We start from the raw sequence: 22,826 nt of genomic DNA on the forward strand, positions 1-22,826 counted from the left end.
CCAGAAACAGCAGCGACCCCCGGTCATCCGGGGGTCGCTGTCGTTCGCGGGCGTCTCGTCCGGCCCGATCCGGGGTAGGTCACGGGGTGATCACTCGCACTAGACCCACCTGCTACGACGCGGTAGGAATGAGGTAGTCCACGTGACGATGGTCACGTTGATCGGTGGGGATCGACGCACAACTCAACGACGAGGAGCGACCATGAGCGGTATCCCAAGACGTGCACTGAGGGCTGGCGGGGTGGTCGCAGCCGCCGCACTCGTGCTGACCGGCTGCCTGCAGAACCCCAACGCCTCCGGTGGTGGCGGGGGTGCAGGCGGCACCGGTGGTGGGTTCGCCGACGGCGGATCGGCCGACGGTGACAAGGTCGTCACGATCCTCGGCGCGTTCGGTGGTGACGAGGAGAAGAACTTCAACGCCTCGCTCGCCGAGTTCGAGAAGACGAGCGGCATCGACGTCAAGTACACCTCCGACCAGGACTTCACGACGACGATCAAGCAGAAGGTCAGCTCGGGCGACTCGCCCGACATCGGCCTCTTCCCCCAGCCGGGCGGCATGCTCGAGATGGCCGCCCAGGGCAAGGTCCAGCCGATCGACACCTACCTCGACTACGACAAGATCCAGGGCACGCTGCTTCCCGGCTTCCTCGACGCCGGCCGCTACAAGGGCCGCGTCTACGGCGCCCCGATGCGCAACGCCGTCAAGAGCATCGTCTGGTACCCGAAGGCCGCCTACGACAAGGGCGGCTACAACAAGGCGCCCGACAGCATCCAGGCGCTGCAGACGGACGTCGCCGACAAGATCGCCGCCACCGGCATCACGCCCTGGTGCATCGGCTGGGAGTCCGACCAGGCCACCGGCTGGGTCGGCACCGACTGGGTCGAGGAGCTCATGCTCCGCATGTACGGACCCACCGTCTACGACGACTGGACCTCCCACCGCATGCCCTTCAACGACCCGAAGGTCGTCAAGGCCCTCGACGAGGCGGCGAAGTTCAACAAGGACCCGAAGATGGTCCTCGGTGGCACGAAGGGCGTGCTCAACACCGCCTTCGGCGACGCGATGACCCCGGCCTTCGCCAACCCGCCGAAGTGCATGCTCCACCGCCAGGGCAACTTCGCCACGACGTTCTACCCGAAGAACGTCCAGGCAGACCTCGACAACCAGGTCGGCATCTACGTCTTCCCCAAGTTCGAGGGCGGCTACGACGGCCAGGCGATCCTCGGCGGCGGCGACCTCGCGTCGCTCTTCAACGGCAACGACCCGGACGCCCAGAAGGTCATGCAGTTCCTCACGTCCGACCAGTTCGGCGGACCGTGGGCCAAGGCCGGCGGCTGGCTCTCGCCGCACAAGACCTTCGACGTGAGCAACTACCCCAACGAGACGACGAGGAAGATCGCCGACATCGCCAACAAGGCGAGCGTGCTGCGCTTCGACGGCTCGGACCTCATGCCCAAGTCCATCGGCTCGGACGTCTTCTGGAAGGAAATGGTCAAGTGGGAGAACGGTCAGTCGTCGAAGCAGACGGCTGACAACATCGAAGCGGCTTGGCCCAAGTCATGACCGCCGACACCAGCGCGGCAGCGCCGCGACAGCGGATGCGCACCGGGGACGACCCCGACGCACACCTTCGGACCAACCCGGTCAAGCTCGGGATCGGCCTCGTGGGGATGATCGCGATCGTCTGGTTCCTGGCGAACCTCTTCCTCGCCTTCGCCTACTACCCGCAGTGGTTCGGGAACAACAAGTTCATCATCGGCGTGCTCGCCATCATCGGCGGGGTCGGCGGCGCCGCTCTGCTCTTCTACTTCCTCAACATGTTCGTCGAGGCGCTGCCGCGGCGGCTCTCCGAGGGCGCGATCCCCTACGCCTTCCTGCTGCCCGGGCTGCTCCTCGTCGCGCTCATGCTCATCTACCCGACGTTCCAGACGATCAACTACTCGTTCGCCAACGCCGACAGCACGGCCTACGTCGGGCTGCAGAACTACAAGACGATCTTCGCCGACCCGGAGTTCTGGAGCTCGATCGGCAACAACGTCCTGTGGCTGCTCATCGTGCCGGCGATCGTCGTCTCCTTCGGCGTCATCGTCGCGGTCCTCGCCGACAAGCTCTCCGCGACCGGTGAGAAGACCGCCAAGAGCCTCGTCTTCCTGCCGATGGCGATCTCCTTCGTCGGCGCCTCGGCGATCTGGGGCCTCGTCTACGCCTACAACAACCCGGGCCAGGCACAGACCGGACTGCTCAACGCGATCTGGACCGGTCTCGGAGGCGAGCCGCAGACGTGGCTCGCGATCTCGACCGCCAAGCTCAACTCGATCCTGCTCATGGTGATCCTCATCTGGCTGCAGGTCGGTTTCGCCATGGTGCTGCTCTCCTCGGCCATCAAGGGTGTCCCGGAGGACACGATCGAGGCGGCGCGCATCGACGGCGCGGGCGAGCTGCAGATCTTCTGGCGGGTCGTCATCCCGCAGATCCGCGGCACGATCATCACCGTCTTCGTCACGGTCTTCATCACGGTGCTCAAGGTCTTCGACATCGTCTACGTCACGACCAACGGCGCCTACGGGACCAACGTCATCGCGAACCTCTTCTTCAACAAGCTGTTCGCAGCGAGCGAGGCCGGACAGGCGACGGCCATCGTCGTCGTCCTGCTCCTCGCGGTGACGCCGCTCATCTGGTACCAGATCAAGCACTTCCGCGACGAGGAGGCCAACCGATGAGCCGCTCACTCATGAAGGACGGGCGCCCCCGCAGCCCGTTCTCGATGGTCACGATGGGGATCCTCGCGCTGCTGTGGACGGTCCCGACCATCGGCCTGCTCGTCACCTCCTTCCGGACCCGCGACGACGCCGCCAGCTCGGGATGGTGGACGGCGCTCTTCAACCCGTTCGGCGCCGACTGGACGACGAGCAACTACTCCGGGGCGTGGACCGGGGCCGACCTCAGCTCGGGCTTCATCAACAGCATCGTCGTCGCCATCCCGGCGACGGTGATCCCGATCATGTTCGCGGCCTTCGCCGCCTACGCCTTCACCTTCATGGACTTCCGGTTCAAGGAGTTCTTCTTCCTGCTCATCATCGCGGTCATGGTGGTCCCCATCCAGGTGGCCTTCCAGCCGATGCTCAACCTGCTCGGGCCGCGCGGGCTCGGCATCAGCGGGGAGTACATCTCGGTGTGGCTGCTGCACACGGGCTTCGGCATGCCGCTGTGCATCTACACGCTGCGCAACTACATGAGCACCCTGCCGCGCAGCGTCGTCGAGTCGGCCAAGATCGACGGCTGCAGCCACTTCCAGACCTTCTGGAGGCTCGTCGCGCCGATGTCCATCCCGGCCATCGCCGCGTTCGCCACGCTCCAGTTCCTCTGGGTGTGGAACGACCTGCTCATCGCCAAGCTCTTCCTCAAGAGCGAGAACACGACCGTCATCGTCAAGCTCCAGCAGCTGCTCGGCACGCAGGGACAGGGCCAGGAGCTCCTGACGGCGGGCGCCTTCATCTCGATCGTCGTCCCGATGATCGTGTTCTTCACCCTGCAGCGGTTCATGGTCCGCGGCATGACGTCCGGTGCGGTCAAGGGCTGAGGCACCCGCCTTCGCACCGCCGCTCCGACCTGCTCGCCAGTCCCCTCCCGGCCGTCACTAGGCTGGGAGGGGACTGTCGTATGCCGTGGGGCTCGGCGGCATACGCCCGAACAGCTCGAGCCCACCTGTGATCGCAAGGAGCGTTTCGTGGCCGACTTCGCCTACGAGGACCTGCTGCCGATCGGCGCCGACGAGACGCCCTACCGGCTGCTGACGACCGAGGGCGTGCGCGCCGTCGACGGGCCGGGGGGGCGCACCTTCCTCGAGGTCGACCCGGAGGCGCTGCGGCTGCTCACCGAGACGGCGATGCACGACATCGCGCACTACCTGCGGCCGGCGCACCTCCAGCAGCTGCGCAACATCCTCGATGACGACGAGGCGAGCAACAACGACAAGTTCGTCGCGCTCGACCTGCTCAAGAACGCCAACATCGCGGCCGGCGGCGTGCTGCCGATGTGCCAGGACACCGGCACGGCGATCGTCATGGGCAAGCGCGGCCAGCACGTGCTGACGCCGGGCACCGACGAGCAGGCGATCAGCGAGGGCGTCTACGACGCCTACACCCGCCTCAACCTGCGCTACTCGCAGATGGCGCCCATCACGACGTGGGAGGAGAAGAACACCGGCTCCAACCTGCCGGCCCAGGTCGAGCTCTACGCCGACACGCTCCCGGGCCACGAGGCGCAGTACAAGTTCCTCTTCATGGCCAAGGGCGGCGGCTCGGCCAACAAGAGCTACCTCTACCAGGAGACGAAGGCCATCCTCAACGAGGAGGCCATGATGCGCTTCCTCGACGAGAAGCTCCGCTCGCTCGGCACGGCCGCCTGTCCGCCCTACCACCTCGCCATCGTCATCGGTGGCACGAGCGCCGAGTTCGCCCTGAAGACAGCGAAGTACGCGTCGGCGAAGTACCTCGACACCCTGCCCACGTCGGGATCGATGACGGCCCACGGGTTCCGCGACACCGAGCTCGAGGAGAAGGTGCTCGAGCTGACCCGCCAGTTCGGTATCGGCGCCCAGTTCGGTGGCAAGTACTTCTGCCACGACGTGCGCGTGGTGCGCCTCCCCCGCCACGGCGCGAGCCTCCCGGTCGCCATCGCCGTCTCGTGCTCGGCCGACCGGCAGGTGCTCGGCAAGATCACCGCTGACGGGGTCTTCATCGAGCAGCTCGAGACCGACCCGGCGCGCTTCCTGCCCGACGCCGGCGCCGTCGACCTCGGCGAGCACGAGGACGACGCCGTGGGCGTCAGCTCCATCAGCAGGAACGTCGTCGTCAAGGTCGACCTGACGCAGCCGATGGACGACATCCTCGCCGAGCTCTCCAGGCACCCGGTCAAGACACGGCTCTCGCTCACCGGCCCGCTCGTCGTGGCGCGCGACATCGCGCACGCCAAGATCAAGGAGCGGCTCGACGCGGGCGAGGAGATGCCGCAGTACCTCAAGGACCACCCCGTCTACTACGCCGGTCCGGCCAAGACGCCCGAAGGTATGCCGTCCGGATCGTTCGGCCCGACGACCGCCGGGCGCATGGACTCCTACGTCGACCAGTTCCAGGCCGCCGGCGGGTCGAAGGTCATGCTCGCCAAGGGCAACCGCAGCAAGCAGGTCACCGACGCGTGCGACGCGCACGGCGGCTTCTACCTCGGGTCGATCGGCGGCCCCGCGGCCCGGCTGGCCCAGGACTGCATCAAGCACGTCGAGGTGCTCGAGTACGAAGAGCTCGGCATGGAGGCGGTCTGGAAGATCGACGTCGAGGACTTCCCGGCCTTCATCGTCGTCGACGACAAGGGCAACGACTTCTTCGCCGAGGTGAGCAAGCCGATGGCCTTCACCATCTCCAAGCGACCCGGACTCCAGTGACCGACATACTCCAGTGAGCGAAAGGACAGACATGAGCGAGAACGCCTCTACGACAGCGGGATTCGACGACCTCCTTGCCGCCAACCGCACGTGGGCAGAGGACTTCGCCCTGAGCGGCTTCGACGGTGTGGCCCACCGAGGTGTGGCCGTCGTGACGTGCATGGACTCGCGCATCGACCCGCTGCGCATGCTCGGGCTCGCCCCCGGCGACGCGAAGATCTTCCGCAACCCCGGCGGACGCGTCACCGATGCGGCCCTCGAGGCGCTCGTCCTCGGCACCCACCTGCTCAATGTCGAGCGAGTCCTCGTCGTGCCGCACACGCGGTGCGCCGTCGCCTCGAACTCCGAGGACGAGCTGCGCGAGAGGGTCGGTGCGAGCGCCGGCAAGGACGCGTCGTGGATGAGCTTCGGCGTCGTCGAGGACCAGGTGCGCACGCTGCGCGCCGACGTCGCGCGGGTCCGTAGCCACCCGCTCATCGCCGACGGGACGCTCGTCGGCGGCTTCATCTACGACGTCGACTCCGGGCTGCTCCAGCCCGTCGACTGACCGCCCGACCGCCGGACCGACGGACCGACGGACCGACGGACCGCCGGACCCGACTGGCCCGCTCGACGACAACGCCGGGTGGGCCTGTCGGGTCGGTCACACGACGGCGCGGGTGGTCCACACGTGATGAGCGACGGCGGCGGCCAGCACGAGCCCCGTGGTCAGCACCGTCACGCCGACGGGTGGGGCCACGGCTGCGACGGCCAGCAGGACGAGCCCGACGACGACGCCCACCCGGGTCTCGACGACCGGCGCCCCCGCCATCGCGTGCATGGCCGTCAGGCACCACACGTAGACGGCCACCGCACCGGCGAGCGCGAGCCCGACGACCCGGTCCGTCGTGCGCGCCTCGCCCTGGACGAGGTCGACGGCGGCCGCGAGCGCCGCCCCCGTCGCCGCCACCGACACGAAGACGAGGTAGTGGCCGTAGCCGGTGACGAACGTGCTCCGGATGCCGCCCTCGAAGAGCCCGGCGTGCTCGCGCTTGAAGTAGAGCCACCACATCGCGAAGACGATGAGCAGGCCGCCGACGACGATGGCGAGCAGCCCGACCTCCGCGCCCTGCCCCAGCGCCCCCTGGACCGCCTGCACCGAGGCGAGGATGACCTCGCCGAGCACGATGATCGTCAGCAGCGCGTAGCGCTCGGCGATGTGGTGCGGGTGGAACGGCGTGATGCCGTGCCGCTCGGCCACGATGGGCACGAGCAGCTCGAGGACGACGAGGGCGAAGAACGACACGAGCAGCGCCGTGCGCTCCTGGAGAAGGAGCCTGGCGATCCACAGCAGCTGCACGACCGCGATGCCCACCGCATACGTCAGCGCGGTGCGCCGCCCCTCCGGGTGCCCGGCCGCCGCCCTCAGCCACATGGCCACCATGGCGAAGCGCATCACGGCGTAGCCGCCGACGACGAGCCCTGACTGCCCGCTGCCGAAGAGCTCGGGGATGCCGGCGGCGAGCATGAGCGAGCCCGCCATGATCGTGAAGGTCAGCAGGCGGTACGTCACGTCGTCGCAGTCGTACGAGGAGGCGAACCACGTGTAGTTCATCCACGCCCACCAGATGGCGAAGAAGACCATGACGAAGTTGACGAGGTCACCGAGGTGCCCCTCGGCGAGGCCGTGGTGCCACTGCGCGGCGGCGCTCGCGATCGCGACGACGAAGACGAGGTCGAAGAGCAGCTCGAGCGGGGTCGCGACGCGATGCGGCTCGTGGGGGTCACGGGGCTGCATGCGCCGTGACAGGGGCACGACGTTGACGTGGCTCACGGGCCGAGTCTGCCAGCAGCGCGTCTGCCGGTCTCCCCGTCAGCCGAGCCCGCGCCGATCGAGCAGGTGCCGGATGTCGGCGTCGGCGCCCCGGAACTCGCGGTAGGACTCGAGCGGGTCGGCAGCGCCACCGATCCCGACGACGTGGCGGCGGTAGCGGTCGCCGTTGGCGCGGGTCAAACCGCCGTTCTCGCGGAACCACGCCACGGTGTCGGCGTCGAGCACCTCGCTCCAGATGTAGGCGTAGTACTGCGCGTCGTAGGCGTACGAGAAGGTGTGCGCGAAGTACGTCGACCGGTAGCGCGGCGGCACGAGGGGGTGGGCGAGGCCGACCGCGGCCAGCGCGGACGCCTCGAAGGCCTCGACGTCGGTGACGGCCGCGGCCTCCTCGACGCCGATGGCGTGCCACGCCTGGTCGAGCAGGGCGGCCGCGAGGTACTCGCCCGTCGCGAAGCCCTCACCGAACGACTGCGCCGCGACGAGCCGGTCGACGAGCTCCTGCGGCAGGGGCTCGCCCGTCTCGTGGTGGACGGCGTAGCTCCTGAGGACCTCGGGCCAGAGCATCCACATCTCGTTGACCTGGCTCGGGTACTCGACGAAGTCGCGGAAGACGCGGGTCCCGGCGAAGTGCGGGTAGGTGACCCGCGCGAGCAGGCCGTGGATCGCGTGGCCGAACTCGTGGAAGAACGTGCGGGTCTCGTCGTAGGTGAGCAGCGTCGGCTCGCCCGCCCCGGGCTTGGGCACGTTGAGGTTGTTGCACACGACGGCGCTCGACTGGCCGAGCAGGGTGTTCTCGTGGACGAGGCTGTTCATCCACGCCCCGCCCTTCTTCGTGTCACGGGTGTGCAGGTCGAGCAGGTAGAGGCCGAAGGGCGTCCCGTCGACGTCGTGCACCTCGAAGACGCGGACGTCGGGGTGGTAGCCATCGAGGTCGACGCGCTCGTGGAAGGTCAGGCCGTAGAGCATCCCGGCGGCGTGGAAGATCCCGTCGTGGAGGACCCGCTCGGCCTCGAAGTAGGGCCGCATCGCCGCGAGGTCGACGGCATACCTCGACGCTCGGACCTTCTCGGCCCAGAAGGCCCAGTCGTGCGCCTCGACCGGGTGTCCCGCCTCCTCCTCGAGCAGCGCCCGCTCGGCCTCGATGTTGCGGGCCGCCGCGGGAGCGAGGCGCCCCAGCAGGTCCATGACGCGCTCGGGGGTGCGCGCCGTGGAGTCGGCGAGCGCTGCGGCGGCGTGCGTGTCGTAGCCGAGGAGACGCGCCCGCTCGGCCCGGAGCCGGACGGTCTCGAGCACGAGGGCCTTGGTGTCGTTGGCGTTGTCGCGGTTGCCGCGGGAGCCCTGCGCCTCGTGGAGGCGCCGGCGCACGTCGCGGTCGGTGAGCGAGGCGAGGTGGGGATGCCCGGTCGGCAGGACGAGCGTGAGGAGCCACGCCCCCTCGTGGCCGTGCTCGGCAGCAGCCGCGGCGGCCGCCGAGATCTCCCCCGCCGTGAGGCCGTCGAGCTGCGTCACGTCGTCGACCAGGACGGCGAGGTCGTTGGAGTCGGCGAGCAGCCGCTTCTCGAACTGGGTGCCGAGGCTCGCGAGCCGGCCGTTGAGCTCGCGCAGACGGTCCTTGGCGCTCTCGTCGAGCCCGGCCCCGGCGACGCTCATCTCGGTGAGGTGCCGCTCGACGAGACGTCGCGACTCAGGGTCGAGGGCGGCCATCGCCGCCTCGTCGTCGTGGACGGCCCGGATCCGGGCGTAGAGGCGCTGGTCGAGCCGGACGGCGTCGGCGTGCGCGGTGAGGAGCGGGGCGTACTCCTCCTCGATCGCCTGGACGGCGTCCGTGGCGAGCGAGCTCGACGTCCCGAAGAACGCGAGGCTCGTGCGGCTGAGCGTCTGCCCCGAGCGTTCGAGCGCGACGAGGGTGTTCTCGAACGTCGGGGCCGCGAGATCGGCCGCGATCGCCTCGACCTCGGCGAGGTGCTCGGCCATTCCCCGGTCGAACGCCTCGCGGTAGTGCTCGTCGCGGATCAGGGCGAAGGGCGGCAGCCCGTGGGGCAGCGGGCTCGGTGCGAGCAGCGGGTTGGCGGCCGGGGTCTCATCGGGCATGGACCGAACCCTACGCAGCAGCGGCGCCGCCCTCGACCCGGTTTCGTCCGTCCCACCGAGGGCGTATGCCGTCCGGCCGGCTCAGAGCGACAGCTCGGCCCTGACGACCCCGACGAGGCGGTCCGCGAGGCTGCGGGCCTGGTCGCCGTCGGCGGCCTCGACCATGACGCGGACGACCGGCTCGGTGCCGGACTTGCGCAGCAGGACCCGCCCGCTCTCGCCGAGCTCGCCCTCGGCGGCGCGCACGGCGTCGGCGACGGCGGTGTTGGCCTCGAGCGCCGACTTGTCGACGTCCTTGACGTTGACGAGCACCTGCGGGAAGTGGGTCATGATGCCGGCGAGGTCGGCCAGCGTGCGGCCGGTCGCGGCGACCCTGGAGGCGAGCATGAGCCCCGTCAGGGTGCCGTCGCCCGTCGTGCCGTGGTCGAGCATCACGACGTGGCCGGACTGCTCACCGCCGAGGGCGAAGCCGCCGGACTTCATCCCCTCGAGGACGTAGCGGTCGCCGACGGCGGTCTGCAGCACCTTGATGCCGGCGCCGCCGAGCGCCTGGATCATGCCGAGGTTGGACATGACGGTCGCGACGAGCGTGTCGCCGCGCAGCACGCCCTGCTCCTTCATGGCGAGCGCGAGGATCGCCATGATCTGGTCGCCGTCGACCTCGTGGCCGGTCGCGTCCACGGCGAGGCAGCGGTCGGCGTCGCCGTCGAGGGCGATGCCGAGGTCGGCACCGACGGCGACGACGGTCTCCTTGAGGTGCTCGAGGTGCGTGGAGCCGTAGCCGTCGTTGATGTTGAGCCCGTCGGGCTCGCCGCCGATGACGGTGACCTGGGCCCCCGCCTCACGGAAGGCGCGAGGGGCGACCTCCGACGCGGCGCCGTGCGCAGCGTCGACGACGACGTGCAGGCCCTCGAGCCGGTGGGGCAGCACCGAGAGCAGGTGCGAGACGTAGCGGTCCGCGCCGTCGACGAGGGGCGTGATACGGCCGACGTCGCCCCCCGTGGGGCGCTGCCACTCGTCACGCAGCCGGGCTTCGATGCGGTCCTCGAGGTCGTCGGCGAGCTTGTGCCCGCCCCGGGCGAAGAACTTGATGCCGTTGTCGGGCATGGGGTTGTGCGACGCCGAGAGCATCGCACCGAGGTCGGCGTCCTGCTCGGCCACGAGGTAGGCGATCGCCGGCGTCGGAAGCACGCCCGCGTCACGCACGTCGATGCCCGCCGAGGCGAGCCCGGCCACCGTGGCGGCGGCGAGGAACTCGCCGGAGGCGCGAGGGTCGCGGCCGACGACGGCGACCGGGCGGTGCCCGTTGAAGGCCCCGACCTCGCCGAGGACGTGCGCCGCCGCGACGGAGAGGTCGAGCGCGAGCTCGGCGGTGATGTCCTTGTTCGCCACACCACGGACGCCGTCCGTGCCGAAGAGTCGAGCCACGCTTGTGTGCCTTCCCGATGGGTCCGGCCCCCCGGGCCGGGTGATGTGCTCGCACGACGATACCGCCCCGGCGGCATACGGCCATCCGACCGGCCTCAGATGGGCCACCACGGGACATACCCGGCGGATCGGGTCGAGAAAGTGGCAGGGAACTGGCAGGTGGCACCCATCCACTTCCCAGACGCGCACCGCCACGATGTGCCCATCCCGGGGCCCGACACCAGTGGGCCTTTCCCGGGTCCTTCCAGAGAGGAACTCGATGAGCACTCGACGTTCACGGCGCGTGGCCGCAGCCACCGCCACGGCCGCCACCATCCTCGGCGTGGCGACGGCGTTCGGCGCGTCCGCCGCGGCACCCAGCGCGGCGCCGACGGCGCCCGCCGCCGGCGCGACCGGGGGCGGTGGGGTCACCAACCCGTACTCGCCGGCCTACGGCCACCCCTACCGCCACGGCGCGGTGCCGACCCGCGAGCTCAACACCCAGATGCACCGGTGGGAGGCCCAGACCAAGGGCGCGCGGCCCACCCAGTCCAAGACGCTCTCCTACGGCGGCGGCGTCGACGGGATCGGCGTCACGAGCGGCGGCGCCGAGAAGGTCTACCTCGTCTTCTACGGCAGCCAGTGGGGCACCCAGGGCACCGACGCCGGCGGCAACCTCACCTTCAGCGGCGACCCCAAGGCGGGGGCGCCGGTCGTGCAGAAGCTCTTCAAGGGCCTGGGCACCGGCGGGGAGGCCTGGTCGGGAGTCATGACGCAGTACTGCGACGGTCCGCTCGTCGCCAAGGGCGCGACCTCCTGCCCCGCGGGCTCTGCGCACGTGCCCTACCCGACCGGCGGGGCGCTCGCGGGCGTGTGGTTCGACCCGTCGGTCGCCGCCCCGTCGAACGCGACGGCCAAGCAGCTCGGCGACGAAGCCGTCCGCGCCGCAGCGCATTTCGGCAACACGACCGCTGCGAGCAACCGCGACGCGCAGTACGTCATCCTCTCCCCGACCGGCACCCACCCGGACGGCTTCAACACCTCGTCCGGCCAGTTCTGTGCGTGGCACGACTACAACGGTGACCCCTACGTCGGGTCGAGCAGCGCATACGGCGACATCGCCTTCACGAACATGCCCTACGTCATGGACATGGGCACGAGCTGCGGGCAGAGCTTCGTCAACGCCGGCAGCGCCGGGGCCGACGACGGCTACTCGATGGTCGAGGGCCACGAGTACGCCGAGACCATCACCGACCAGAACCCCGCCGGCGGCTGGACCAACACGACGTCGCGGACCTACTCCGGCCAGGAGAACGCCGACGAGTGCGCGTGGATCGCACCCGGCAGCGCGGGCGGCGCGGGCAACGTCTCGACGACGGCCGGCAGCTTCGCGATGCAGGCGACGTGGTCCAACGACACCAACCGGTGCGACCTCAGCCACCCCACGGTGGGCTGACGGGACGGCGACGCCCGCCTGACGGCATACGCCGTCGGAGGACGACGAAGGCCCCCGAGCAGAGCTCGGGGGCCTTCGTGCAACCAGCTGAGGCCAGCCAGATCAGCGCGACTGGAGCCAAGCGGTGATGCTCGGCGCCAGGCATCAGCGCGACTGGAGCCAAGCGGTGATGCTCGGCGCCAGCCGAAGCATCAGCGCTTGGAGTACTGGGGAGCCTTGCGGGCCTTCTTGAGACCGGCCTTCTTGCGCTCCGGGACGCGGGGGTCACGGGTGAGGAAGCCGGCCTTCTTGAGGGCGGGACGGTTGAGCTCCTCGTCGATGCCGTTGAGCGAGCGGGCGACGCCGAGGCGCACCGCGCCGGCCTGGCCGGAGGGGCCACCACCGTGCACGCGGACGAGCACGTCGTAGGAGCCGTCGAGCTCGAGCAGCGTCAGGGGCTCCTTGACGATCTGCTGGTGCACCTTGTTGGGGAAGTAGGCGTCGAGGGTGCGGCCGTTGATCTTCCACTCGCCGGTGCCGGGGACGATGCGCACGCGGGCGATGGCCTGCTTGCGGCGACCGGTGGCAGCGCCGGGGGTCGAGACCTCACGGGCGCGCTTCGGCTCGCCGGCGACGGAGCCGTCGGACTCCGAGGTGTACTCGGTCAGCTCGGGCTCGTCGGTGTCGAGGACTTCCTCGTTCACGATGTCAGTCACGTGTCTTGTCGCTTTCTACGCAGCAGCCGGGGGGCTTACTGCGCAACCTGGGTGATCTCGAAGGGGACGGGCTGCTGGGCCGCGTGCGGGTGCTCGGCACCGCGGTAGACCTTGAGCTTGGAGAGCTGCTGGCGGGCCAGCGAGTTCTTCGGGAGCATGCCGCGGATGGCCTTCTCGACGGCCTTCTCGGGGCTCTTGGCGAGCAGCTCGGTGTAGGAGGTCGATCGCAGGCCGCCCGGGAAGCCCGAGTGGCGGTAGGCCTTCTTCTGCTCGAGCTTGGCGCCGGTCAGGGCGACCTTGTCGGCGTTGATGATGATGACGAAGTCACCGGTGTCGACGTGCGGCGCGAACTGCGGCTTGTGCTTGCCCCGGAGCAGGACAGCGGCCTGGCTCGCGAGACGGCCGAGCACGACGTCGGTCGCGTCGATGACGTGCCACGTGCGAGTGACCTCGCCGGGCTTCGGGGTGTACGTGCGCAATGGAGTCTGCCTTCGCTTCTGAAATGGTGGAGCAGTGAATGCCGCTGGGCTCGGTCCGCGTCGCCCAGCCTCGCCCTCGTGGATCCTCGTGGAGTCCATTCGTGGGGATGATGGGTTCGCCTGACGGCCCGGTGCACAACTTCATCCATGTTACGGGGTCGGGCACTCGTGCCCAAATCATGTGCACCCGGACCGAAAACGGGGCCTGACCTGCACCGATGCCTCTTTGGGCTCATCGTGCAAGCATCTTGTGCATATGAAGTGTGCAGAGGTATTGTGCACAGTATGGCTGCACAGGACTCGACGACCCCCTCCCCTCGGACATCGTCCGGACCCTCCGACGACGAGAACGTCTGGCTCACGCCCGAGAGCGTGCGCGTCCTCGCCCACCCGCTCCGGTCGCGCCTGCTCGGGGCCCTGCGCCGCGGCGGGCCGTCGACCGCGACCGACCTCGCCACCCTCCTCGGCACCAACTCCGGCGCCACGAGCTACCACCTGCGCAAGCTCGAGTCGGTCGGGCTCGTCCACGATACCGGGGAGGGCGAGGGCAAGCGACGACTCTGGCGAGCGAGCTCGGAGTACCACTCCTGGCACCCGAGCGACTTCGAGGGTGACGAGGACTCAGAGACCGCCCTCAACTGGCTGACCCGCGACTACGCCCGCCACTTCAGCGAGCAGTACGACAAGTGGCTCGACGTCTCGACGACGTGGCCCACCGCGTGGCAGGACGCCTGCGGCTCGAGCGACGCGGCCGTCCTCGTCACCGCCGAGTCGCTCGAGGCGATGCGTGAGGAGATGTGGGACCTCATCGAGCGCTACAGACGCGTCGGCCAGGGCAACCCGCAGGCCCGACGCATCGCCGTGTACGCCTTCGCCTACCCGCTCGACCTCGACCGCCCCCCGACGACGACGAAGGAGTGAGCCCGATGAGCCCTCGCGACACCCTGCTCTCCCCCACCGCGGCCCGCCGCGTCTTCCTCACCCTGAGCTTCACCCGGTGGTTCCCGGTCGGGCTCGTCGTCGGCCTCCTCACCCTCTGGCAGCTCGAGCGCGGCCTCACCGTCGCGCAGGCGATGACCATCTCGTCCGCCGCCGGCCTGACGATCTTCGCGCTCGAGCTGCCGACGAGTGGCTTCGCGGACGCCTTCGGCCGCCGCCCGGTCTTCGTCGTCTCGGCCGTCGTCAACGTCCTCGCGAGCGGCATCCTGCTCGTGGCGCACTCCTTCTGGGCCTTCTTCGCCGCCGCCGTGCTCACCGGGATCTTCCGGGCGCTCGACTCCGGGCCCCTCGAGGCGTGGTTCGTCGACACGGTGCACGCCACCACTCCCGGCTCCGACGTCGACGGGGCGCTCGCTGCGCAGGGCACGGTGCTCGGCGGAGCGATCGCGGCCGGCGCCCTCGTGTCCGGTGGCCTCGTCTGGTGGCACCCGTTCGCGGGCGCGTCGGCGCTCGTCCTTCCGGTCGCGGTCTTCGTCGTCCTCAACGTCGTCCACCTCGTCGCGGTCCTCGTGCTGCTGCGCGAGCCCCGCGGGGCCGAGCACCTCGACGCCTCGGGAGCCCGACGCGCGCTCGCGTCCGCGAAGGAGGCTCCCGTCGTCGTGCGTGACGGCCTCGGCCTGCTGCGGAGCAACCGCGCGCTGCGCGGCATCGTCTGCGTGGAGGTGTTCTGGTCGGTCGCGATGATCGTCTTCGAGACCTTCCAGCCGATCCGTCTCGCCGAGCTCGTCGGTGGTGAGGAGCGCGCCGGCGCCATCATGGGCCCCGTGGCGGCCGCCGGGTGGGCCGTCTTCGCCCTCGGCGCGGCCCTTTCCGGATGGTCGAGCCGTCGCATCGGCGTCACCCGCACCGCGATCGCAGCCCGTGTGCTCAACGGCATCGGCGCGGTCGTCATGGGGCTCGTCGCGGGGCCCGCGGCGCTCATCGCGGCCTACGGCGTGACGTACCTCCTGCACGGCGCCGCCGGCCCGGCCCACTCCGCACTGCTCCACCGGGAGGCCAAGGCCCGCAACCGGGCGACGGTGCTCTCGATCAACTCGATGGTCGCCTCCGCGGCCTTCGGCATCGCGGCCCCACTCCTGGGCCTGCTCGCCGAACGCACGTCGACGCAGGTGGCCATGGTGGCCGCGGGAGCCGTCAGCATCCTCGGCGCGTGGTTCTACCGCCACGCGCTCCGCGCCGAGAAGGCCCGCGCGGCCGATGCAGGCGTGACGAGCAAGACAGGCGCGCCCAGCGAGCCCAGCGAGACGACGCTCCACCCCGCCGTCGACTGATCCCCCCACCCACCACAGTCGAGTGGCCTCGCCGTCACACGAGCCCCACCACAGTCGAGTGGCCCCGCCGTCACACGAGCCCCACAGTCGAGTGGCCCCGCCGTCACTCCAGCCCCAGTGGCGTGTGACGACGGGGCCACTCGACGATCGCGGGCGTGGGCGCGGTGGGACGACGGGGCCACTCGACGGGAGGGGTGGGACCGGGCGCTCACTCGAGTGGGGCCGGGCGCTCACTCGACGCTTGGCTCCTCAGGCGGGCGGGGTGGTGATCTCGTCGAGCTCGGCGAGGTCCTCGGCGGTGGGCTCCCACAGGCCGGCCCGGACGTTGTCGAGGACCTGCTCCGGGCGGGTCGCACCCGCGATCACCGAAGCGACCGCCGGCTGGGCCGCGAGCCCGCCGATCGCGACGTCGATGGGGCGCAGACCGCGCTGGGCGGCATACGCCTCGAGGGCCTCGATCGTGTCCCAGTCGGCACTCTCGAGCCGGTCGGCCATCCCGGCGAGGCGCGTTCCCTCGGGGGCGGGCTCACCGCGACGGTACTTGCCGGTCAGCAGGCCGGAGGCGAGGGGGAAGAAGGGGAGCAGCCCGACCCCGACGTGCTCGCACGCGGGCACGAGCTCGTCCTCGACGTCGCGCTCGAGCAGGGAGTACTCGTTCTGCGCCGAGACGAACCGAGCGGTGCCCGCGGCGCGCGCCGTCCAGTCGGCGTCGACGACCTGCCACCCGGAGAAGTTGCTGCTGCCGAGGTAGCGCACCTTGCCCTCGCGGACGAGCTCGTCCAGTGCCGCGAGCGTCTCGTCGACCGGGGTCTGCGGGTCGGGCCGGTGCAGCTGGTAGAGGTCGATCCAGTCGGTGCCGAGGCGTCGCAGGCTCGACTCGACCGCCTTGCGGATGTAGCGGCGCGACCCCCGCACGCCCCAGTCGGGTCCGTTGGCACCCTGCATGTCCATGCCGAACTTCGTTGCCACCACGACGTTCTCGCGCTCGGAGCCCAACGCGAGACCGAGCATCTCCTCGCTCGCGCCTTGGCCGTAGATGTCGGCCGTGTCGAAGAGGGTGATGCCGCTGTCGAGGGCCTGGCGCACCACGGCGTTCGTGCCGTCCTGGTCGAGGCGTCGGCCGAAGTTGTTGCAGCCGATGCCGACGGTGGAGACGGTGAGGCCGCTGTCGCCGAGCTGCCGGTAGGTCATGTCAGGAGTCGCAGTCACCCGACCAACCTATGCCCGCGCCGGCCCGGTCGGCAGGTCCGCACCTGCCGACGAAGGCCGGCCCCCGCGATGTGGGGACCGGCCTCCGAGGAGTCGGCGCGATCAGCTCGGCTGGACGAACACCGCGACCGTGCGCGCGGGCACCGAGAAGGAGCTGCTGCCCGGGTCGTATGCCGCCTGCTTGACGACGCTGTCGGCGCCGTTCGCCTGGACCGGGCTCAGCGTCGCCCTGCCGGAGAGACCGGGCACCTTCTGCGTCACGGCGTCGGGGCTCGCGTTGAAGACGACGACCGCACCCCGCAGGGCCGGGTCGACGTCGGCGCCCTTCGTGTCGTCGATCCGCATGACGATGACGCCCTGCTTCGCATCGGCGGTGCCCGACACCGGGAACGACACCTTGGCGTTGATCGCGGCGGCGTTGCCGAGACGGAACAGCTTGGTGCTGAAGCGAAGTCGCAGCAGGTCCTGCGCCATCGCGTCGGCGTTGCGCACGTCGGCAGCCGTCGGCTTGAGCGCCGGGTTGGCGAGCAGCGGCTTCATGAACGGCCACTTGGCGGAGTTCTGCTCCTGCGGCGGCAGGCCGTGACCGAAACCGTTGTCGGCGCCCGTCCAGTCGAGACGGTTGAACCAGTCACCGCTGTCGTAGGAGTCGCGGTTGAGCGACTTGCTGCGGAGCAGGTCGGCGCCGGCGTGCCAGAACGACGGTGTCTGCGCCAGAGCGGTCGTCGCGAGCGACAGGGTGTTCATCCGCACCCGGTCCTGCATCGAGGTCGCGACCGGCAGCTTGTACGTCAGCGAGTCGAAGAGCGTCTCGTTGTCGTGGGCGTCGACGTAGCTGACGACCTCGTCGGGCTGGTCGGCGTAGCCGGCCGGGGACCCGTTGTAGTCGACCTGCGTGCCGTTGACGACCGTGCCGGACCTCTGGCTGCGGAAGGTGAACGTCTTGAGGTTGCCGGCCAGCCCGAGCTGGACGAGGTCGGTGTCGCTGCCGAGGCGGGTCGCCGCGTCGGCGTTGACCGCCGCACCGTTGGGGTCGGTGGCCTCGCCCGAGCCGAAGCCCTGGCGCCGCGGGTCCTCGTCGAACGGTCCGCCGCCGCGCACGCCGTCACGCAGGCGGTCGGAGAAGGTGCCGATGCCGGTGCCGCCGAGCTGGCCCTGGGTCGCCTGGACGAAGAGCTTGTTGTCGGCCACCTCGCCGAAGTTCCAGCCCTCGCCGTAGAGGTAGATCGCCTTCCCGTCGACGCCGTCCTTCGAGAGCGTCAGGGCGTCGAGCGCCGCGCGCACCGCCAGCATGTTGGCCTTGCTGTGGTGGCCCATGAGGTCGAAACGGAAGCCGTCGACCCGGTAGTTGCGGGCCCACGACACGACGGAGTCGACCATGAGCTTCTGACCCATGGCGTGCTCGGTCGCGACGTTCTGGCAGCACGTCGAGGTCTCGACGGCGCCGCTCGCGTTGAGGCGGTGGTAGTAGCCGGGCACGACCTTGTCGAGCACCGACTTCTCTGCCTGACCGGACTGCGCCGTGTGGTTGAAGACCTGGTCGAGCACGACCCGGAGGCCGTCCTGGTGCAGGGCCCCGACCATCGTGCGGAACTCGGCCACACGGGCGCCGCCGTCCGCCGACGTGGTGCTCGACGCGTACGAGCCGTCCGGGACGCTGTAGTGGTAGGGGTCGTAGCCCCAGTTGAAGGCGTCCTTGGCCGCGACGGCCCCGACGCACTTCTGCTGCTCCTCGCTGTCGGGGGCGTAGGAGGCGAGGTCGCACTGCGGCGTCTGCTGCTTGGCCTTGTCCTCCTCGATCGAGGCGATGTCGAAGCTGGGGAGCAGGTGGACGGTGTTGAGACCGGCCTTGGCGAGCGCCTTGAGGTGGGCCCGGCCGTCACCGTCGGCGGCGAAGGCGAGGTAGCTGCCGCGCAGGGCGGCCGGAACCTTGGCGTCGGACATGGAGTAGTCGCGGATGTGCAGCTCGTAGATCGTCGAGTCGACGTCCTGGGCGAGCTTCGGTGACGGGGTGCGGCTCCACACCGACGGCATGAGGGCCGGGCTCGTGAGGTCGACCGCGACGGAGCGGGTCGAGTTCACGGTCAACGCGACCGAGCTGGGGTCGGTGACGACGTTGGTCTCGACCTTGCCCGTCGTCGGCGCCCACACCTTCACCTCGTAGAGGTAGCGGGCGTTGAGCGCCGTCGAGGTGCTGAGACCCGTCGTCCACGCCCCGTCGGCCGACCGCGTCATCGGCGTCCGGCGTGCGGTGTCGACGGGACGGTCTGCCGACCGGGCCGGCCAGGTGAGCAGGGTGACCTGCCGGGCCGTGGGGGCCCAGAGGCTGAACGTGGCCCGGCCGCGCGTGAACGCCACGCCGTAGGTGCGGCCGGCCGCCTTGGCGGCGTAGATCGCGTCGAGGGCGATGGCCGTCTGGGCGCCGGTCGCGTCGAGGAGCTGACCCGTCGAGCCGTACATCGCGACGGCGACCTGGCCCTTGAGGATCTCGGGCATCAGCTTGGCGGTGGCCTTGTCGAGGCGCAGGGCCACGGCGCCCTTGAGCTCGGGGTGGGCGGCGACGAGAGAGGCCGGCAGCCCCGCCGGGTCACGCGTGAGGCTCGCCACGGAGCCGCCGGTGACGGCCTCCGCGTCGACGGCGAGACCACCGTCGGCCGACCAGTGCAGGCGCCAGTCGAGGGTCGCGGGGTCGGTGCCGGCCGGCAGGGCCGACGCCGGCCAGGCGACGAGGTCGGGACCCACGACGTAGGCCTTGGACTTCGTCAGGTCGGGCGCAGCGCCCGCCTTGGAGGTCTTGACCGTGACCTCGTGCGTCGAGGACGTGTACGTGATGGTCGTCAGCACGCCGTCGGCCGGGACCGAGAACGCGACGTTGTTGCCGGGGTAGGCCTCGGACCAGGACAGACCGACGGCGACCTTGAACTCGTAGGAGCCGGCGGGGATCTGGTCGGTCGTGAAGACGTACGTGCCGTCGCCGTCGGGGTCCTGCAGCCACGAGCGCATGCAGTCGGGCGCCCAGTCGCCGGGGCAGCCGAGCTCACTCTGGAAGCTGCCCGGGGCCGTGATGACCGGGCCGGTCGCGTCGTTGGTCACCCAGTGGGTGCGGTGGTCGTAGTAGAAGGTGACGGGCTTGCCTGCGGCGGTGTAGGCGATGTTGCCGCCACCCTTGACCGCTCCGGCGCCGTAGTTCTCGTCCCACGACTTGTTGATCGCGGCCTTGTACTCGTAGTCGCCGGCCGGGATGGAGTCGAAGGTGCCCTTCCAGATGTCGTCCTTGGCGTCGAGGGCGAGCTGCGCCTGGGCGCAGTCGGGCTGCCAGTCGCCCGAGCAGCCCATCTCGGAGTTGTGGTTGCCGGGGACGCTGACGTTGTCGGGCTGCGTGACCGGACCGACGCCGCCGCCACCGCCTCCCCCGGAGGTCTCGGGCTCGCCCACGGTGCCGTAGGTGGAGGTCGCCGAGACGTGGCCGGCGAGGTCCTTGGCCACGATGCGGTACTCGACGAGCGTGCCCTTGGCGAGGCCGGACACGTCGTGGAAGACGCGGTAGGGCGCGTTGTCGTCGGTGCCCAGCGGCGTCCAGGTGGAGGTGCCGACCGGCCGCTGGAGGAAGGAGACCTCCGCGAACGTGTTGCCGGGCAGAGCCGCACCGATCTCGGCACGACCACCCACGACACCGCCCGCGCTGGGCGACGTCGGGTAGATCGCGGGGGCGGACGTCGGCTGCGCCATGGTGGAGTTCGCCCGGTAGACCGCCACCGACAGCGGCGGGACCGTCACCGTGACGCGCCCGTCGGCCGCCGCGCGCAGGTCGGAGGTGGCACCGAGGAGCGGCACGAGCTTCGAGCCGGCGGAGTAGGTCGAGAACGTCGCGGTCTTGGCGGTCGTGGCGTTGTTGGCGACGACGACGTACTCGCGCCTGGCTGCCTTGTCGATGCGGCTGATCGCGTAGATGCCGGCCGCGTCGGAGGCGTAGCGGTGCACCTGCGCGCCGTCCGCGAGAGCGGGGTTGGCCGCGCGCAGGGCGGAGAGCGCCTTGATCTCACGGTAGAGCGGGGCGGACGTGTCGTAGTGCGCACCGGTGCCCGCGGGCTTGCCGCTGCCGACGACGAGGTCGTCCTGGTAGATCGGCGTCTGCGTGGCGAACATGTCCTGTCGCGCGCGCTTGTCGCCGAAGTCGCTCGTCGGGCCGGTGAAACCCTGCTCGTCGCCGTAGTAGACGACCGGGTTGCCGCGGGTCAGGAACATCAGGGACGTCGCGAGACGGTCCCTGGCCAGCAGGTCGTCACCCGTGGCGCCGCCGGCGAGCAGCATCGCGCCGACGCGGCCCATGTCGTGGTTGCCGAGGAAGGTCGGCAGCTCGTAGGCGTTGGAGTCGGTGTCGGTGTAGTAGTCGTCGCCGGCGAAGAGGTCGCGGATGCCCGTCGTCGCCTTGCCCTGGGCGAAGCCGAGTGCCGCACCCTGGAAGCCGAAGTCGAGGGTCGCCGGCAGCGCGCCCTTCGTCGTGAACTGGCTCGTGTAGGCCGGGTTGCCGTCGTAGACCTCACCGAACATGAAGAAGTCGTCGTTGCCGATCGCCTTGGCGTGCTTCAGGATCGACGGCGAGAAGGCCTGCCAGAACTGCATGTTGACGTGCTTGACGGTGTCGATGCGGAAGCCGTCGACGCCGAAGTCGACCCAGGACTTGTAGATGTCCTCCATGCCCGTGACGACCTTCGGGTTCTCGGTGAAGAGGTCGTCGAGACCGGAGAAGTCGCCGTACGTCGAGGACTCGCCGGCATACGTCGAGTCGCCGCGGTTGTGGTAGAGCGTCGTGTCGTTGAGCCACGCCGGGACCTTGACGTCCTCGTCGGCGTCGGCGACCTTCGGGACGTACGGGAAGGACGTGCCCGCCGCCATCGTCGGGAAGCAGTTCGGGACCGTGGCTCCGGAGCAGGCCGGCTTGCCGGCGACGGCGGCGTCGTCGAAGACGTTGCCGCGAGCGTCCTCGTAGGGGCTCGTCTCCTTGTTGACGTAGGTGTAGGTGCCACCGTCGTAGGAGATGACGTCGGCGGTGTGGTTGGTGATGATGTCGAAGTAGAGCTTCATCCCCTTGGCGTGGGCGGCCGAGATGAGTGCCTTCATGTCGGCGTTGGTGCCCAGGTGGGGGTCGATCTGCGTGAAGTCGGTGATCCAGTAGCCGTGGTAGCCGGCGCTCGCGTCGGAGCCGCTGCCCTGCACGGCGCGGTTCTTGAACGACGGGGTGAGCCAGATCGCGGTCGTGCCGAGGCCCTTGATGTAGTCGAGCTTGCCGGTCAGGCCCTTGAGGTCACCACCGTGGTAGAAGCCCTCGTTCGTCGGGTCGAAGCCGGTGGAGAGCGGTCCGCCCGTGAGGCCGCCCTTGTCGTTGGCCGTGTCACCGTTGGCGAAGCGGTCGGCCATGACGAAGTAGAAGCGCTCCTTCGTCGCGAGCGACCGGAGCGACGAGGCAGCGAGCTTGGTGTCGGCCTTCGTGGCGGCGCCGGGCAGGTCGGTGGGGGCGATCCCGATGGCGTGCGTCGTGTCGTCGTAGGTGAAGCGCAGCGTGGCCGGGCCGGCGAGGACGAGCGGCACGTTGCCACTGCCCTTGCCGTAGCTCTCGTCCCACGAGTGGTTGATCGCGACCTTGAGCTCGTAGCTGCCCGCGGGCACCCGGAACTCGGCGGCATACGTCGTCGTGCCGGGCTCGAGCGTGAGGTCGGTCGCGGTGCAGTCGGGCTTCCAGTCGCCGCTGCAGCCCAGCTCGTCCTGCAGCGACCCGACGACCGTCGCGGTGCGCGGGGCGTCGGCCCGGGCGGTCGGGGCCCCGGCCAGGGGGACGGCGAGTCCGGCCATGACGAGGGCCGAGATGCTGGCGACGGACAGGGCCGGGCGACGGCGCATGCGCACTCCTTTGTGGGCTGGGTCGCTCACGCCCGCGTCTGGACGCTCGACCACCGGGGAGAACCTA

General features: G+C 70.1%; 15 protein-coding genes. 8 read left to right on the plus strand and 7 right to left on the minus strand.

Annotation, left to right across the window (positions count from 1 at the left end):
- Positions 1-241: 241 nt before the first annotated feature.
- The 5 genes from ACSSS0_RS05210 to ACSSS0_RS05230 all read left to right on the plus strand — a co-directional run bounded on the left by ACSSS0_RS05210 (position 242) and on the right by ACSSS0_RS05230 (position 5,988).
- On the plus strand, positions 242-1,564 hold the full coding sequence (locus ACSSS0_RS05210) for an ABC transporter substrate-binding protein (protein ID WP_487230310.1): 1,323 nt from the start codon (positions 242-244) through the stop codon (positions 1,562-1,564).
- Positions 1,561-2,721: a carbohydrate ABC transporter permease gene (locus tag ACSSS0_RS05215; protein ID WP_435984985.1), complete on the plus strand. Its 1,161-nt coding sequence runs from the start codon at positions 1,561-1,563 to the stop codon at positions 2,719-2,721. Before ACSSS0_RS05210 ends, ACSSS0_RS05215 begins: the two co-directional genes overlap by 4 nt.
- A complete protein-coding gene (locus tag ACSSS0_RS05220) occupies positions 2,718-3,581 on the plus strand; it encodes a carbohydrate ABC transporter permease (protein WP_435984984.1) in 864 nt (287 codons plus the stop codon). Before ACSSS0_RS05215 ends, ACSSS0_RS05220 begins: the two co-directional genes overlap by 4 nt.
- Positions 3,582-3,728: 147 nt before the next feature.
- Positions 3,729-5,441 (plus strand): fumarate hydratase, encoded by a 1,713-nt coding sequence (locus tag ACSSS0_RS05225; RefSeq protein WP_487230311.1) that lies wholly within the window; start codon positions 3,729-3,731, stop codon positions 5,439-5,441.
- 31 nt (positions 5,442-5,472) lie between these two features.
- Positions 5,473-5,988, plus strand: coding sequence for a beta-class carbonic anhydrase (locus ACSSS0_RS05230; RefSeq protein ID WP_487230312.1), 516 nt, complete (start codon positions 5,473-5,475; stop codon positions 5,986-5,988).
- Positions 5,989-6,084: 96 nt separating this feature from the next.
- On the opposite strand, the gene ACSSS0_RS05235 is transcribed toward ACSSS0_RS05230, so the two are convergent.
- From ACSSS0_RS05235 to glmM, 3 genes are all read right to left on the minus strand, one after another.
- The gene (locus ACSSS0_RS05235; RefSeq protein ID WP_487230313.1) at positions 6,085-7,254 is read right to left on the minus strand and encodes a low temperature requirement protein A; all 1,170 of its coding nucleotides are present in this window, start codon (positions 7,252-7,254) and stop codon (positions 6,085-6,087) included.
- A 39-nt stretch (positions 7,255-7,293) separates the two neighbouring features.
- A complete protein-coding gene (locus ACSSS0_RS05240; protein ID WP_487230314.1) occupies positions 7,294-9,345 on the minus strand; it encodes a M3 family metallopeptidase in 2,052 nt (683 codons plus the stop codon).
- 81 nt (positions 9,346-9,426) lie between these two features.
- Entirely contained in the window at positions 9,427-10,773 is a 1,347-nt protein-coding gene (gene glmM, locus ACSSS0_RS05245) for a phosphoglucosamine mutase (RefSeq protein WP_435984979.1), read from the minus strand.
- 283 nt (positions 10,774-11,056) lie between these two features.
- Here glmM and ACSSS0_RS05250 point away from each other — a divergent pair, with 283 nt between their 5' ends.
- Complete coding sequence (locus ACSSS0_RS05250; protein WP_487230315.1) at positions 11,057-12,208, plus strand: hypothetical protein; 1,152 nt, start codon at positions 11,057-11,059, stop codon at positions 12,206-12,208.
- A 191-nt stretch (positions 12,209-12,399) separates the two neighbouring features.
- Here the strand turns inward: ACSSS0_RS05250 and rpsI are convergent, their stop codons facing one another.
- Together rpsI and rplM are read right to left on the minus strand one after the other, a co-directional pair.
- Positions 12,400-12,903 carry a 30S ribosomal protein S9 gene (rpsI, locus tag ACSSS0_RS05255; RefSeq protein ID WP_020143190.1) on the minus strand — a complete coding sequence of 168 codons (504 nt, stop codon included), beginning with the start codon at positions 12,901-12,903 and terminating at the stop codon, positions 12,400-12,402.
- A 35-nt stretch (positions 12,904-12,938) separates the two neighbouring features.
- Positions 12,939-13,382, minus strand: coding sequence for a 50S ribosomal protein L13 (gene rplM, locus ACSSS0_RS05260; protein WP_020143191.1), 444 nt, complete (start codon positions 13,380-13,382; stop codon positions 12,939-12,941).
- 285 nt (positions 13,383-13,667) lie between these two features.
- Here rplM and ACSSS0_RS05265 point away from each other — a divergent pair, with 285 nt between their 5' ends.
- On the plus strand, positions 13,668-14,303 hold the full coding sequence (locus ACSSS0_RS05265; protein WP_487230316.1) for a winged helix-turn-helix domain-containing protein: 636 nt from the start codon (positions 13,668-13,670) through the stop codon (positions 14,301-14,303).
- Positions 14,304-14,308: 5 nt separating this feature from the next.
- A complete protein-coding gene (locus ACSSS0_RS05270) occupies positions 14,309-15,652 on the plus strand; it encodes an MFS transporter (RefSeq protein ID WP_487230317.1) in 1,344 nt (447 codons plus the stop codon).
- Between the two features lie 249 nt (positions 15,653-15,901).
- Here the strand turns inward: ACSSS0_RS05270 and ACSSS0_RS05275 are convergent, their stop codons facing one another.
- Both ACSSS0_RS05275 and pulA read right to left on the minus strand, forming a co-directional pair.
- Complete coding sequence (locus ACSSS0_RS05275) at positions 15,902-16,843, minus strand: aldo/keto reductase (RefSeq protein ID WP_487231189.1); 942 nt, start codon at positions 16,841-16,843, stop codon at positions 15,902-15,904.
- Positions 16,844-16,963: 120 nt separating this feature from the next.
- A complete protein-coding gene (gene pulA / locus ACSSS0_RS05280) occupies positions 16,964-22,759 on the minus strand; it encodes a pullulanase-type alpha-1,6-glucosidase (RefSeq protein ID WP_487230318.1) in 5,796 nt (1,931 codons plus the stop codon).
- Between the last annotated feature and the right edge of the window lie 67 nt (positions 22,760-22,826).

This window comes from Terrabacter sp. R4-6 (assembly GCF_057529065.1).